This is a genomic window from Actinomycetospora sp. C-140, assembly GCF_054796175.1.
Genome location: NZ_JBTWNF010000006.1, coordinates 132,158 through 146,123, shown reverse-complemented (window position 1 = coordinate 146,123; position 13,966 = coordinate 132,158). Strand labels below are relative to the sequence as shown.

The 13,966-nt window shown below is 74.2% G+C and carries 11 protein-coding genes, 1 tRNA gene and 1 other RNA gene; 11 read left to right on the top strand and 2 right to left on the bottom strand.

Annotated features, from left to right (window positions below):
• The first annotated feature begins 2 nt into the window (after nucleotides 1-2).
• From smpB to ACR9E3_RS12310, 7 genes are all read left to right on the top strand, one after another.
• A complete protein-coding gene (gene smpB, locus ACR9E3_RS12340; RefSeq protein WP_460380575.1) occupies nucleotides 3-509 on the top strand; it encodes an SsrA-binding protein SmpB in 507 nt (168 codons plus the stop codon).
• Nucleotides 506-1,429: an amidohydrolase family protein gene (locus tag ACR9E3_RS12335; RefSeq protein WP_460380735.1), complete on the top strand. Its 924-nt coding sequence runs from the start codon at nucleotides 506-508 to the stop codon at nucleotides 1,427-1,429. Before smpB ends, ACR9E3_RS12335 begins: the two co-directional genes overlap by 4 nt.
• Before the next feature lie 71 nt (nucleotides 1,430-1,500).
• Nucleotides 1,501-1,877, top strand: a transfer-messenger RNA (tmRNA) gene (gene ssrA, locus ACR9E3_RS12330).
• A gap of 135 nt (nucleotides 1,878-2,012) precedes the next feature.
• Nucleotides 2,013-3,518: a protein kinase family protein gene (locus ACR9E3_RS12325; RefSeq protein WP_460380574.1), complete on the top strand. Its 1,506-nt coding sequence runs from the start codon at nucleotides 2,013-2,015 to the stop codon at nucleotides 3,516-3,518.
• A gap of 277 nt (nucleotides 3,519-3,795) precedes the next feature.
• Nucleotides 3,796-5,079 carry an MFS transporter gene (locus ACR9E3_RS12320; RefSeq protein ID WP_460380573.1) on the top strand — a complete coding sequence of 428 codons (1,284 nt, stop codon included), beginning with the start codon at nucleotides 3,796-3,798 and terminating at the stop codon, nucleotides 5,077-5,079.
• Complete coding sequence (locus tag ACR9E3_RS12315; protein WP_460380572.1) at nucleotides 5,076-6,677, top strand: cryptochrome/photolyase family protein; 1,602 nt, start codon at nucleotides 5,076-5,078, stop codon at nucleotides 6,675-6,677. The genes ACR9E3_RS12320 and ACR9E3_RS12315 overlap by 4 nt, the downstream gene beginning before the upstream one ends.
• 108 nt (nucleotides 6,678-6,785) lie before the next feature.
• A tRNA-Ala gene (locus ACR9E3_RS12310) sits at nucleotides 6,786-6,861 on the top strand.
• Between the two features lie 466 nt (nucleotides 6,862-7,327).
• Here ACR9E3_RS12310 and ACR9E3_RS12305 read toward each other — a convergent pair.
• Entirely contained in the window at nucleotides 7,328-8,599 is a 1,272-nt protein-coding gene (locus ACR9E3_RS12305) for a carboxylate--amine ligase (protein WP_460380571.1), read from the bottom strand.
• A 297-nt stretch (nucleotides 8,600-8,896) separates the two neighbouring features.
• Between ACR9E3_RS12305 and ctaD the strand changes: the two genes are divergently transcribed.
• The 4 genes from ctaD (at nucleotide 8,897) to ACR9E3_RS12285 (ending at nucleotide 13,555) form a co-directional block, all read left to right on the top strand.
• Complete coding sequence (ctaD, locus tag ACR9E3_RS12300; RefSeq protein WP_460380570.1) at nucleotides 8,897-10,654, top strand: aa3-type cytochrome oxidase subunit I; 1,758 nt, start codon at nucleotides 8,897-8,899, stop codon at nucleotides 10,652-10,654.
• A gap of 71 nt (nucleotides 10,655-10,725) precedes the next feature.
• On the top strand, nucleotides 10,726-11,958 hold the full coding sequence (gene serB, locus ACR9E3_RS12295; RefSeq protein WP_460380734.1) for a phosphoserine phosphatase SerB: 1,233 nt from the start codon (nucleotides 10,726-10,728) through the stop codon (nucleotides 11,956-11,958).
• A complete protein-coding gene (locus ACR9E3_RS12290; protein ID WP_460380569.1) occupies nucleotides 11,955-12,722 on the top strand; it encodes a peptidyl-tRNA hydrolase in 768 nt (255 codons plus the stop codon). The genes serB and ACR9E3_RS12290 overlap by 4 nt, the downstream gene beginning before the upstream one ends.
• An 8-nt stretch (nucleotides 12,723-12,730) precedes the next feature.
• Nucleotides 12,731-13,555: an ATP-grasp domain-containing protein gene (locus ACR9E3_RS12285; protein ID WP_460380568.1), complete on the top strand. Its 825-nt coding sequence runs from the start codon at nucleotides 12,731-12,733 to the stop codon at nucleotides 13,553-13,555.
• Nucleotides 13,556-13,631: 76 nt separating this feature from the next.
• On the opposite strand, the gene ACR9E3_RS12280 is transcribed toward ACR9E3_RS12285, so the two are convergent.
• Nucleotides 13,632-13,919, bottom strand: a complete 288-nt coding sequence (locus ACR9E3_RS12280; protein ID WP_460380567.1) for a nuclear transport factor 2 family protein — start codon at nucleotides 13,917-13,919, stop codon at nucleotides 13,632-13,634.
• Between the last annotated feature and the right edge of the window lie 47 nt (nucleotides 13,920-13,966).

Here is a 13,966-nt window from a genome sequence, read left to right as displayed (position 1 = left end):
TCGTGGCCAAGACCCTGCCGAACAAGGCCAGCAGCAACCGCCCCGACGAGCGTCGCAAGGTCGTCGCGACCAACCGCAAGGCGCGGTACGACTACACGATCCTCGACGTCTACGAGGCGGGCGTCGCGCTGCAGGGCACCGAGGTCAAGAGCCTGCGCGCCGGCCACGTGTCGCTGAACGACGCCTACGCCACCGTCACCGACGGCGAGGTGTGGCTGCGTGGCCTGCACATCCAGGAGTACGACTTCGGCTCCTGGACCAACCACGAGCCGCGCCGGGCCCGCAAGCTGCTGCTCCACCGCAGCGAGATCGCGCGGCTGGTGGGCAAGACGCGGGAGACCGGCCTGACGCTGGTCCCGCTGTCGCTCTACTTCTCCGGCGGGCTGTGCAAGGTCGAGCTCGCGCTCGTGCGCGGCAAGGCGAAGCACGACAAGCGCGAGGCGATGGCCGAGCGCGACGCCAAGCGCGAGGCCGAGCGGATCGTCGGTCGGCGGATCAAGGGGTGGTGAGCCCCGCTCGCGACCCCCTGGGGTCGCCGCCGGTCGACGACGCCGACATCCCCGCCTGGGTCGCGTCCACCGGAATCGACGGCCTGGTCGACCTGCACGTGCACTTCCTGCCCGACCGGATGCTGCAGAAGGTGTGGGCGTTCTTCGACAAGGCCGAGGAGCACTACGGCCGGGCGTGGCCCATCCACTACCGCGAGCCCGAGCAGACCCGGATCGACCTGCTCCGCGGGTTCGGTGTGCGGACCTTCGCGCCGCTGGTGTACCCCCACAAGCCCGGCATGGGCGAGTGGCTGACGTCGTGGGCCCTGGAGTGGGCGGCCGAGGTGCCCGAGGCGGTGCCGACCGCGACGATCTACCCCGAGGAGTCGGTGACGACCTACCTCGGCCAGGCCCTCGAGGCCGGGGCGCGGGCGGTGAAGGTGCACGTCCAGGTCGGCGACTACGACCCGCGCGACCCGCTGCTCGACCGGGCGTGGGGGCTGATCGCGGAGGCCGGGGTGCCCGCGATCGTGCACTGCGGCGACGGCCCGCGCCAGGGGACCTGGACGGGGATGGACGTCTTCGTCGAGGTCCTCGAGCGCCACCCGCGCCTGACCGCCGTGATCGCGCACGCCGGGCTGCCCGAGTACGAGAAGACCCTCGACCTCCTCGCCCGGTTCCCGAACGTCCACATCGACACGACGATGGTGGGCACGCCCTACACGCAGACCTTCGCGCCCGTGCCGCACGACTGGCCGGCGCGGCTGGCCGACGTCGCCGACCGCGTGGCGCTGGGCACCGACTTCCCCAACATCCCCTACGGCTACGTCGAGCAGCTCGCGACGATCGCGGGCTGGGCGGCCGCCGACGACCGGCTCGGCGCCCCGTTCCTGCGCTCGGTGCTGCACGACGTGCCGGCGCGGCTGCTCGGCGTGGCCTGACGCCCGGGCGGGATGAACCGGGCGCCCGCGCGCGTTATGATCGGTGGCCGTCCGCAGAGTGCGGGCGCCGAGGGGGTGACTGGTTTCGACTCCGAGTGGTTCATCAGGAGAAGCGTGCCGAGGAAGGCGACGATGATCTCGTTAACCATCCGTCGCAAAGATATAAGCGCCGAGAGTTCTCAGCGCGACTTCCAGCTCGCTGCGTAAGTAGCGGGTAGGGAAGTCTGTCGGCCCGGGTTCGTCACCGCCCCGGTCGCCGGCATCAGCTAGGTGACTCCACCGTCGGACCCGGTCGCGGGGTCCGGCGGGACACCTCACAGCGACTGGGATCGTCACACCGGCCCGTCCGCAGGCCCGGTGGATCCGAGCAGAGACGAGGCGGACTGCGCACGGAGAAGTCCTGATTGCTGATCGGAGGACCCGGGTTCGATTCCCGGCACCTCCACCACGCGGGGCCAGGGGCCCGGGAGCAGCAGCTCCCGGGCCCCTCGACTTTCGGGGGCGGCTCTCGTCCTTTCGGCTGGTCGGCTCTCTCCGATGGGCCGGTCGACTGAGCGTGACCTCAGGCGCTACCGTGATCCCGATGCTCACTCGTCCGGTGGAGCACGACCAGGGGAGGGGATGCGAGGTGGCGACGGAGTCCGACGCGCCGTTCCCCGACACCCCCGGCACGGGCATCCCTACGAGCGACGGAGCCGCCACGGTCGGCCCAGCGTCCGGTACGCAGAGTGAGATCCCGGGCGCCGTCGACGCCGCGACCCGGGGCCTGGACGCGGTCCTCGGTCGCGAGGTCGCGATGGTCACCCTGCCGCCGGTCCGGGGCGAGGACCTGGTGGTGCGCACCGAGCAGGTCCGCCGCCTCGCCGGGCTGCACCACGCCCACCTCGTCGAGGTGTTCGACGTCGACGGCCTCGCCGAGGGCGCGGAGAGCACCCTGGTGCTGCAGAGCGTCGCCGGGCGCCCGCTCGATCCCGCGGTCGACCGGGCCGGCTGGTCGCCGCTCGCGCTGGCCGAGATCGGCGCCCAGCTCGCCTCCGCGCTCGCCCACGCCCACGCCCGCGGCGTCGTGCACGGCGGGATCGGCCCCGCGAGCGTCGTCTTCGGCGGCACGCCGGGCGCGCCCTACGCCTGGCTCACCGGCTTCACCGCCGCGCTGCGCCCGGCCCCACCGACCGACCCCGCCGTGCCGGACGCGCGCCCGCCGCACCCCGGCGACGACGTGGCCGACCTCGGCCGCGCCCTGCTCACGCTCCTCGACCACCGCGTGCCCGGGGCGCCGGCGCTGGACCAGGAGCTCGCGGACATGGCGGCCGGGCGGGTCGCGGCGCGCACCGCGGCCGAGTCGCTCGCCCACGTCGCGGAGGCGCTGCGCCACGTCGACGAGGACCAGACCGGCATCGTCCCGCTCGTCGTGCCCGGGGGCGGCGCGGACGCGGCGCCCGACGCCGTGACGACCGACGCCGCCGGCCCGGCCGTGTCGCCGCCCGTCCCCGCGCCGCGCGCGGCGGCGGGCGCCCCGGCCGCGGGTCCAGCGGGCGCCGCCGGGGCCGCCGGCACCGCTGTCGGCGACGGGGGCGGTCGCCGGTCGCGGCGGGCGCGCCGCGTCGGGCGCAGCGTGCCGTTCGCCGCCCTGGGCGGCGCTGCGATCGCGCTCGCGGCCGCCTCGGGCTTCGTGCTCTGGGCCACCGAGGACGCGGGCACGCCGCAGGAGGTCGGCGTCTCCGGCCTCACCACCCCCGAGCGCCCCGCCGGCCCGCCGGTGGCGGTCGCCCCGCCGGCCGGGTCGTCGAGCTCGACCGGGTCGTCCGACGACACCGCGTCGTCCTCGGACGACGGCGACGACACCCCCGTCCGCGACACCACGACCCGCAGCCCGATCACGAACGACGTCACCACGCGCCCGGGCCCCACCGTCGCGCCCGTGCCGCCGACCGTCCCGCCCACGGTGCCCACCACCGCACCGACCACCGCGCCCACACAGCCCACGCAGCCCACGACCGGCCCGACCACGGATCCGACCACCGGTCCGACGACGACCACCACGCCTCGCGGCGCCGCCCGCAACGGCGCCACGCTCGCCGCGCCCTGACCCTGCGCCGCCCGGCGCCGGGCGCCCGGCGCGCGCCGCGTGGGAGCGAGGGTCACCTTCGCTGCGTGGGACGCAGTCAGGGCGTCCCTCGCTCCACAGCCCGGCGCGCGCCGCGTGGGAGCGAGGGTCACCTTCGCTGCATGGGACGCACCCAGGGCGTCCCTCGCTCCACCCCGGACCCGCCGACCCCGGAACCTGCACCGGCGCGCATCCTCGCGGAGGGGCAGACTGCGAGGTGGCCCCCGGACCCCGAGCGCGAGGAGCCTGACGAACCCCCATGGGTGCCGCACCGCAGCGGGACCACGCGTCCGGCGACCCCTCCTGCGGCCCGGAGGACGAGGCGCCGGCCCCCGCGACCATGCCGTGGGAGGTGTGGGCGCTGCTCGCGGGCAGCTTCCTCGTCGCCGCCGGCTACGGGATCGTCGCGCCGGCGCTGCCGGTGTTCGCGCGCAGCTTCGGGGTCGGTGTCACGGCCGCGTCGGCGGTGGTCAGCGCGCTGCCGGTGATGCGGCTGCTGTTCGCGCCCGTGAGCGGGCGGCTCGTCGCGCGCACCGGCGAGCGCACGATGTACCTCGCCGGCCTGCTCGTGGTCGCCGCGTCCACCGGCGCCTGCGCGCTCGCGACGAGCTACACCCAGCTGCTCGTCTTCCGCGGGCTCGGCGGCATCGGGTCGACGATGTTCACCGTCTCCGCGTTCTCGCTGATGTTCCGCCTCGCCCCGGAGGGACGCCGCGGGCAGGCGAGCGGGCTGTTCACCGGCGCGTTCCTCCTCGGCGGCGTCACCGGCCCGGCGTTCGGCGGCGCCCTCGTGGCCGTCGACCTGCGCGCCCCCTTCGTGGTCTACGCGCTCGCGCTGGTGCTCGCGACGCTCGTCGTCGGCGCGTTGCTGGCCCGCTCGCGGCAGGTGGGCGTGCAGCCCCCGGACCCGGGCACGACACCGCTGACCATCGGCGCCGCGCTGCGCCTGCCGACCTACCGGTCCGCGCTGGTGTCGAGCCTCGCGACGGGGTGGGCGGTGCAGGGGGTGCGCGTCGCCCTGGTGCCGCTGTTCGTCGCCGTGGCGCTCGGCCGCCCCCCGATCTGGGCGGGCATCGCGCTCACCGTCTTCGCCGTCGGCGACGGGCTGGTCCTGCTCGCCACGAGCGGCCTGTCCGACCGGCGCGGCCGCCGCCCCGTGGTGATCTCGGGCCTCGCGCTCGTCGTCGTCGGCACGGCCTCGCTGGCCGTCGCGGGGATCGGGGGGACGGCCGGCCTCGTCATCCTGCTCGTCGCCTCCGCGGTCGCCGGGGCGGGCGCCGGGCTCCTCCAGCCCGCGCAAGGTGCGGCCGTCGCCGACCTCGTCGGCTCCCGGCGCAGCGGGGGACCGGCGCTGTCGGGCTTCCAGATGGCCGCGGACGTCGGGGCCATCATCGGCCCGATCGCGGCGGGGGCCCTCGCCGAGAGCGCGTCGTTCCCCGTCGCGTTCGTGCTCAGCGCCGGCGTCGCCCTCGTCGCTCTGATCGCGTGGGCGCGCCCGGGCAGCGGTTCGCCCGTGGGGGAGGCGGGCACCCGCCGCGCATGAGCAGCAGCGTTCCCGCCGGTGTCGAGGACACCTACACCGAGGCCGTGGACGCCGCGCTGGAGGAGGCGGGCGCCCCGCCCGACGCGCCGCTGTGGGTGTTCGGCGACCAGCTCGGGCCCGCCGTGCACGCGCTGCCGCAGCACGCAGAGCGGGAGGTCGTGCTCGTCGAGTCCGCGGCCGTGCTGCGCCGGCGCCGCTACCACCGTCAGAAGCTGCACCTCGTGCTCTCCGGCATGCGCCACCTCGCCGACGAGCTGGGCGACCGCGCCACGTACCACCGCACCGAGACCTACCGCGAGGCGCTGGAGAAGGTCGGGCGCCCGGTCGTCGTGCACCAGCCCACGTCGCACACGGCCCTCGAGTTCGTCGACCGCCTGCGCAAGGACGGACTCGTGGCCGCGGTGCTGCCGCCGACCATGTTCGCGCGCCCGCGCGCGGAGTTCGAGGCCTGGGCGGCAGGCGGCACGGAGCGCAGCGGAGCTGACGCGCCGAAGGCCGGACACAGCGAGTCGTTCACCATGGAGAACTTCTACCGCAACCAGCGCCGTCGCTTCGACGTGCTCATGGAGGGCGAGAGCCCCGTCGGCGGGAAGTGGAACCTCGACCACGACAACCGGGAGTCCCCGCCCAAGGACGCCGAGACGTTGGGCGTGCCGGACCCCTGGTGGCCCACCGAGGACGAGATCGACGCGCAGGTGCGCCGCGACCTCGATGACATGGACCTGCCGACCGTCGGCGAGGACGGGCCGCGGCTGTTCGCCGTGACGCCGACCGAGGCGCAGAAGGCCCTGCGGCGGTTCATCGACCACCGCCTCGACCCGTTCGGGCCCTACGAGGACGCGATCCTCGCCGGCGACCCGTGGATGGCGCACTCGCTGCTCTCGGTGCCCCAGAACCTGGGCGTGCTGCACCCGCTCGAGGCGGTGCACGCCGCCGAGCAGGCGTACCACGACGGCACCGCGCGGCTGAACTCCGTCGAGGGCTTCGTGCGCCAGATCCTCGGCTGGCGCGAGTACATCTGGCACCTCTACTGGCACTTCGGGAAGGGCTACTCCCGCCGCAACGAGATGGACCACCGCACGAAGCTCCCGTCGTGGTGGACCGAGCTCGACGGCGACGGCGTCACCGCCGCCTGCCTCTCGGCGACCCTCAACGGGGTGCGCGACCGCGGCTGGGTGCACCACATCCCGCGCCTGATGGTGCTGGGCAACCACGCGCTGCAGCGCGAGTACCGGCCGAGCGCGCTCTCGGAGTGGTTCACCACGTCGTTCGTCGACGGCTTCGCCTGGGTGATGCCGCCCAACGTGGTCGGCATGAGCCAGCACGCCGACGGCGGGCAGCTCGCGACGAAGCCGTACGCCTCGGGCGGGGCCTACATCAACAAGATGTCCGACCACTGCGGCGACTGCGCCTTCGACCCCAAGGTGCGGGTGGGGGAGAAGGCGTGCCCCTTCACCGCGGGCTACTGGCAGTTCGTGCACCGCCACCAGGACCGTCTGCGCGGCAACCAGCGCACCGCCCGGGCCGTGGCGACGATGGACCGCCTGAAGGATCTGGACGCGGTGCTCGAGCAGGAGCACGGCCGGCGGGATTTCTGACCCCATGTGAGCGAACTTCGGGGCCATAGCCCGGAAGTTCGCTCACGTACGAGGGCCGCACCCCCCGCGTCGGACGGCGGCCACCGGCGTGTAGCGTTGCGTCGCGTTGGGGCTGTGGCGCAGCTGGTAGCGCATCACACTGGCAGTGTGAGGGTCAGGGGTTCGAGTCCCCTCAGCTCCACCAGGTCTTCTCTCAGGCCAGGTCGAGGACTGGGTCGTGCTGGTCCAGCCAGATCTGGAAGTCGAGCAGTCGCTCGATCGCCATCCGTCGCGGTGGATCAGCTCACCGAGCCGGGCGTCGCCCGTGTCGAGGGCCTCGCGCACCTGGTCCTGCACCTTCACGACGTAGCCCTGGTCCTGGCCGCGCGGGTAGGGGCTCTTGGTGCGGGCCGTGATCGACGCCGGGAGGTAGCGGCCGACGGCGGCGCGCAGCACGCTCGCGGTCGAGGCGCAGCGTGTGCCCGGGGCGCAGCTCCCGCATGCCCTCGAAGACCGCGACGCCGGGCCGCTCGATGCCCGAGTAGATCTCCCGCATGCCGTCGGTGTGGAAGGACACCCATCCGGTGATGCCGCACATGGTCGATCCCCTCGCCGAACGCGAAGTTATCAGGTGTAACTAGAGCTATCAAGCGTCGCGGAAGTGTCGCGGCTCAGGCCGTCCAGCCCCGGCGGCGCAGCCGGGCGGTCGCCGTCCGCAGACGCCGCGCGGCGGGGCCGAGCCGGGCGGCCGCGAGGGACAGGAACGGCAGCGGGTCGTCGAGTGCCCACCACCCGAGCTCGGTGTGCCGGGGACCCGGGACGGTCGGCGGGACCGCGTCCTGGTAGGCGACGCGGGCGGCGAGGTCGAGGTCGTCGACGACGAACCGCCGCCCCTCGGGGAACGGTGCGGGCGGGACGGCCCGCCCGGTGAGGGCCAGGTGCTGGGCGCGGACCACGTCGACCCCGGCGGCGTCGGCGAACAGGCGGAACTGGGCCCCGACGCGCGGGTTGAAGTCGAGCAGCTTGTAGCGGCCGTCGCGGTGGTCGAGGCGCCAGTCGAGGTCGGCGATGCCGGCGAAGCCGACCGCCGCGACCAGCGCCTCGGTCAGCGCCGCGAGCTCGGGGTTCCAGGTCGCGCGCGCGTAGGTCGTCATCCCGGCGTGCGGCGGCCAGGAGCGGACCTTGACGCCGGTGAAGGTGACGCCGCGGCCGCCGCTCGATCGGTCGGTCCACGCGTGGGAGAACCAGTCGGCGGCGCTCTCCCGCGGCACGTACTCCTGGAGGATCACGGCCGGGGCGTCCGGCCACGTCGCCGCGAGGGCCCGCAGCTCCGCGCCCGAGCGCACGACCGTGCTGCTGCGCACCGTCGGCGTCCGCCGCCGCCCGAACGCGTCCCGGCTCTTGACCACCGCCGGGAACGGCCCGCTCGCCGCGTACTTCTCGACCTCGGCCCGGCCCGCGGGGAAGACCGCGTCGGGGGTGGGGATGCCGTGCGCCCGGCAGACCTCGAACAGTCCCTGCTTGCTCGCCAGCCGCCGGGGCAGCCCGGGGTCGTCGCAGCGGGGGAAGAGGAAGGCGTCGCCGAGGGCGTCGGCGGACTCGGCGACGACCACGGCGGCCTCGTCGTCGGTCGGCACCAGCACGGAGGGCCGCCCGATGCGCCGGGCGAGGCCGAGCAGCCCGTCGACCAGCTCGGCAGGGTCCTCGGTGCCGGTGGTCGGCCAGCTCAGGCGGCCGGTGAGGTGGCGGGACACCGCGACGGGGGTGCGGGGCCCCTCGGTGACCGCGTGGACCGCGACGCCCGCGCGCCCGAGGCTGCGGACCACACCCAGGCCGCCGTGGTGCAACGGATAGCGCCCCAGCTTGAGCAGGAGCGCCGGGACGTCGCGATCGAGATCCACCCGCCCGGGTGCCGCCGCCCGGGCGGCGGGTGACACAGCCATGCGGCTCCTCGTGATCGGGTGTGCGCGGAGTGTCCCCCATGTCCGCCTCGGCTCCGCCGTCAGGGTCCGGACGAGTCACACGGACGGAGCACGACCCGTCAGCGGTGTGACACAGGGCTCGTCCGACGGCGCGCGCGGGCCTCTCCGGGCGCCCCCGCGCCTGGTCTACGACCGATCGTCGTTTGAGCCCTCACCCGGCGAGCCCCGGGCCCGCGCGGCGGTTACGATCCCTGCGTCCGCAGAAGCGGCCCGACGGCCGCCGAGGTGGAGGAGACGCACCGTGAGCAGGAGGCCTTCGTGACCGCCGTCGCACCCAAGCCGATCGCGACCACGCCGTACCCGGCGCGGGAGTCGAAGCGGGGGTCGTTCATCGGGCGGATGCTCAAGACGACGGACCCCAAGGACATCGCGATCCTGTACCTGGTCACGTCGTTCGGGTTCTTCCTGGTCGGCGGGCTCATGGCGCTGCTCATGCGCGCGGAGCTCGCCCAGCCGGGGCTGCAGATCCTGTCGGTGGACCAGTACAACCAGCTGTTCACCATGCACGGCACGATCATGCTGCTGCTGTACGCGACGCCGATCCTCTTCGGCTTCGCCAACTACATCGTCCCGCTGCAGATCGGCGCCCCGGACGTCGCGTTCCCGCGGCTGAACGCCTTCTCCTACTGGCTGTTCCTCTTCGGCGGCATCATCGTCGTCTCCGGGTTCTTCACCCCGGACGGCGCGGCCGCGTTCGGCTGGTTCGCCTACACGCCGCTCTCCGACGTCGTGCACTCGCCGGGCCTGGGCGCCGACGTCTGGATCGTCGGCCTGGTCGTCTCCGGTCTCGGCACGATCCTCGGCGGCGTCAACTTCGCGACGACCATCGTCTGCATGCGCGCGCCGGGCATGACGATGTTCCGGATGCCGATCTTCACCTGGAACATCCTCGTCACGGTGATCCTGGTGCTGCTGGCGTTCCCGATCCTCACCGCCGCGCTGCTCGGCCTCGCCGCCGACCGGCACCTCGACGCGCAGCTGTTCGCGCCCGAGGCCGGAGGCGTGATCCTCTGGCAGCACCTGTTCTGGTTCTTCGGGCACCCCGAGGTCTACATCGTCGCGCTGCCGTTCTTCGGCATCGTCACCGAGATCTTCCCGGTGTTCAGCCGCAAGCCGATCTTCGGGTACAAGACGCTGATCTACGCGACGCTGTCGATCGGCGCGCTGTCGGTCGCCGTGTGGGCCCACCACATGTACGCGACCGGGGCGGTGCTGCTGCCGTTCTTCTCGTTCACGACGTTCCTCATCGCCGTGCCGACCGGCATCAAGTTCTTCAACTGGATCGGCACGATGTGGAAGGGGCAGCTCACCTTCGAGACGCCGATGCTCTTCTCGGTCGGCTTCCTGGTGACCTTCCTCTTCGGCGGCCTCACCGGCGTCCTGCTGGCGAGCCCGCCGCTGGACTTCCACGTGTCCGACTCGTACTTCGTGGTGGCGCACTTCCACTACGTGCTCTTCGGCACGATCGTGTTCGCCACCTACGCCGGCATCTACTTCTGGTTCCCGAAGATGACCGGCCGGATGATGGACGAGCGCATCGGCAAGTTCCACTTCTGGATGACCTTCATCGGGTTCCACATGACGTTCCTCGTGCAGCACTGGCTGGGCAACGAGGGCATGCCGCGCCGCTACGCCGACTACGCGGCCACCGACGGGTTCACGACGCTGAACACGATCTCCTCGATCGGCGCGTTCATCCTCGGGGCCTCGACGCTGCCGTTCCTGTGGAACGCGTTCCACAGCTGGCGCTACGGCCGGCCGGTCGAGGTCGACGACCCGTGGGGCCACGGCAACTCGCTGGAGTGGGCGACCTCCTGCCCGCCGCCGCGGCACAACTTCACCGAGCTGCCCCGCATCCGCTCCGAGCGCCCGGCGTTCGAGCTGCACTACCCGCACCTCACCGAACGCATCCGGCTCGAGGCCCACGTGGGCGGCGGGCACGAGAGCATCGGTGAGGCGGCCGCCGGGCAGACCGGCCAGGAGCACCTCCCGGGCTCCGACCCCCGGAACAAGTGACCCGGGCCGTCCCCGACGACCCGTACCCCGAGGACCTCCTGTCCTCGGACGCGGCGCCCTCCCTGGACGGGCTGGCGTCGGCGGAGCCGGACGCGGTGCCGGTCCTCGTGACCGTCACGGGCCCGGACTTCCCCGGGGTCAACGCCGCCCTGTTCGCGGTGCTCGCCGAGCACGAGGCCGCGATGCTGGACGTGCAGCAGGCGACGATCCACCGGCGGATCACGCTGTCCGCGCTCGTCACGCTGCCCGGCGACCCGGCGCGGCTGGAGGCGGCCCTCGAGCTGACGATGCCGTCGCTGGGGTTGTCGGTCACGGTCGAGACCGGCGGCGAGGCGTCGGCGGTGCACCCGTTCTCGACCCACGTCGTGCTGGTGCTGGGCCGCCCGATCACGGCGGCGAACTTCGCCGAGGTCGCCCGCGGACTGGCCGCGCTGCGCGTCAACATCGACCGCGTCCGGCGGATCGCGGACTACCCGGTGACGGGACTCGAGCTGCGGGTCTCGATGCCGGCCGACGAGCCGCCCACGGACGCCGCGCTGCGCCAGGCCCTCGCGGCGGCCGCCCGCCGCGCCAAGTGCGACGTCGCGGTGCAACGGGTGGGTCTCGCGCAGCGCACGAAGCGGCTCATCGTCTTCGACGTCGACTCGACGCTGGTGCAGGGCGAGGTCATCGAGATGCTCGCCCGCCGCGCCGGGGCCGAGGACGAGGTCCGCGCGATCACCGAGGCGGCGATGCGCGGCGAGATCGACTTCGCGGAGTCGCTGCACCAGCGCGTCGGGACCCTCGCCGGGCTGCCGGTGGGCGCCCTCGACGACGTCGCCGACGAGCTGGAGCTGACCCCGGGCGCGCGGACCACGGTGCGCACGCTCAAGCGCCTCGGGTACCGCTGCGGCGTCGTGTCCGGCGGCTTCACCACGATCATCGACCGCCTCGTCGAGGACCTGGCACTCGACTTCTCCGCGGCCAACGACCTCGAGGTCGTCGACGGCCGCCTGACCGGGCGGGTGCTCGGGCAGGTCGTCGACCGCGCCGGCAAGGCCGAGGCGCTGCGCCGTTTCGCCGACGAGGCCGGGGTGCCGCTCGAGCAGACCGTGGCCGTGGGCGACGGCGCCAACGACCTCGACATGCTGGCCGCGGCCGGGCTCGGGGTGGCGTTCAACGCCAAGCCGGTGGTCGCGGCCGCCGCCGACACCGCGCTGTCGTACCCCTACCTCGACGCCGTGCTGTTCATCCTCGGGATCACGCGCGACGAGATCGAGGTCGCCGACGCCGCCGAAGGGCTGCTGCGCCGGGTCCCGCTGTGACCCTGTCGGCCGGGCCGCTCTCCGCGCTCGCCCCGCTGGCCGCGCGCGTGTGCCCGTGGCTCGTGGACGCTCCCGCGCCGGAGACCGACGAGCCGGAGGACGGCGTCGTGCGCGCCATGACGCTCGTCCTGCGCCTCGAGCGTGAGGCGCCGACCCGCACGGCCGTGCTCGAGGCCGCGGCCGCCGCGGCGCTCGCGCTGTGCCTCGACGAGCGGGCGGCGCCCGAGGGCCCCTGGTACGACGCGGTGGCGACGTGGGCGGGCGCGGGGCGCATCCGCAAGCTCACCCGGCGGGCGCGCACGGCGCACTGGCGCGCGGTGCAGGAGTTCGACGGCGTGACGGCCGGAGAGCTCGTGCGCGCGCTGGTGCCGGGTCCGGTCGACGACGTGCCCCACGAGGTCCGCCGGCTCCAGATCGGCGGCACCGACCTCCCGCCCGACGAGCCGGGCCCGCCGGCCCCGGGCGTGCCCGTGATCTGGCTGAGCCCGGAGGTCGAGCAGACCGTGGGCAAGGCGGCCGCCCAGGTCGGGCACGCGAGCATGATCCTCGCGACCGTGCTCGCCGCGGAGGGGGGCGAGCCGGCCGTGGCGCTCGACGCCGCGGTGCGCCCGGCGTCCCGGGACGACTGGGCGCGGTGGACCGGCGCGCTCGCCGCCGACCCCAGCGGCGAGCGGGCCTGGGAGTCCGACGGCGTCGTGCCGGTGCGCGACGCCGGGTTCACCGAGGTGGCGCCCGGCACGGTCACGTGCGTGGCCGCGCGATGAGCCGGATCGTGGTCGCGGGTTCACGCGTGCGCAGCGAGCGCTCCGACGCCGAGACCCGCCCGCTGATCGCGGCGCTCGCCGAGCGCGGCGTCGACGCCGCCGACGCCCCGTGGGACGACGACACCGTCGACTGGGCCGGCGCCGACCTCGTCGCCGTGCGCACCACCTGGGACTACACCGAGCGCCGCGACGCCTTCCTGGCCTGGGCGGCGCGGGTCGACGCGGCCACCCGCCTCGTGAACCCCCGCGCCGTCCTGGAGTGGAACAGCCACAAGCGGTACCTGGTGGAGCTCGCGGAGGCGGGCGTCCCGACGGTGCCGACGACGCTGCTGGACGCCGGCACCCGCCCGCCGGAGCTGCGCGGCACCGTCGTCGTCAAGCCCGCCGTCTCCGCGGGCGGGCGGGGCACGTACCTGGGGCGCGCCGAGGATCTGCACGACACCGTCGCGGGGCTCCTCGCCGCCGGCGACGTGCTCGTGCAGCCGGCGGTCGAGAGCATCGGGCGCGACGGCGAGGTGTCGCTGATCCGCCTCGGCGACACGTGGTCCCACGCCGTGCGCAAGCTCCCCGCCGCCGGCGGCTTCCTGGTGCACGAGAAGTACGGCGGCGCGCTCGCCGACCACACCCCGACGACCCGCGAGGTCGAGGTCGCCGAGGCGGCCCTGGCCCGCGCGCCCGCCGCGGACCTCGCCGCGGCGCGCGTCGACCTCGTGCGCCTCGACGGCGAACCGGTGGTCATGGAGCTCGAACTGATCGAGCCCGAGCTCTTCCTCCGCCGGGCCCCCGACGCCCCCGCCCGCCTCGCCGACGCCCTCCTCGGGCGCCTGTGGTGAGCCGGGGCGGGCGAGGCACGGGGTGGTGTCAGCCTGGCGTCCACGCTGGCGTTCAACGTCAGGAAAGCCACCACGATCACCGCGGTGCGATGTCGAGGCGCGTGATGCGGTCCCCGTCGGCGCCGAAGGCGAAGCGCAGGTCGACGGGGCTGCCGGGGAAGTCGCCGGCGACGGTGACGTCGGCGCTCGTCCCGTCCACGTCCGTCACGGTGTAGGTCACGTCCGGGACGTCGCGGCGCCAGGCGCGCAGGTCGGGGACGGGGTGGCCGTCGTCGACGACCACGGCGCCGGGAGCGAACTGCGCGACGAAGGCGTCGACGTCGTCGGTGGCGGCGAGGGTGAAGTAGCGCTCGATGATGTCCATGGCCCGACCGTGGACCCTCTCCCCGGGAGAGGGTCCAGGCTGGACTC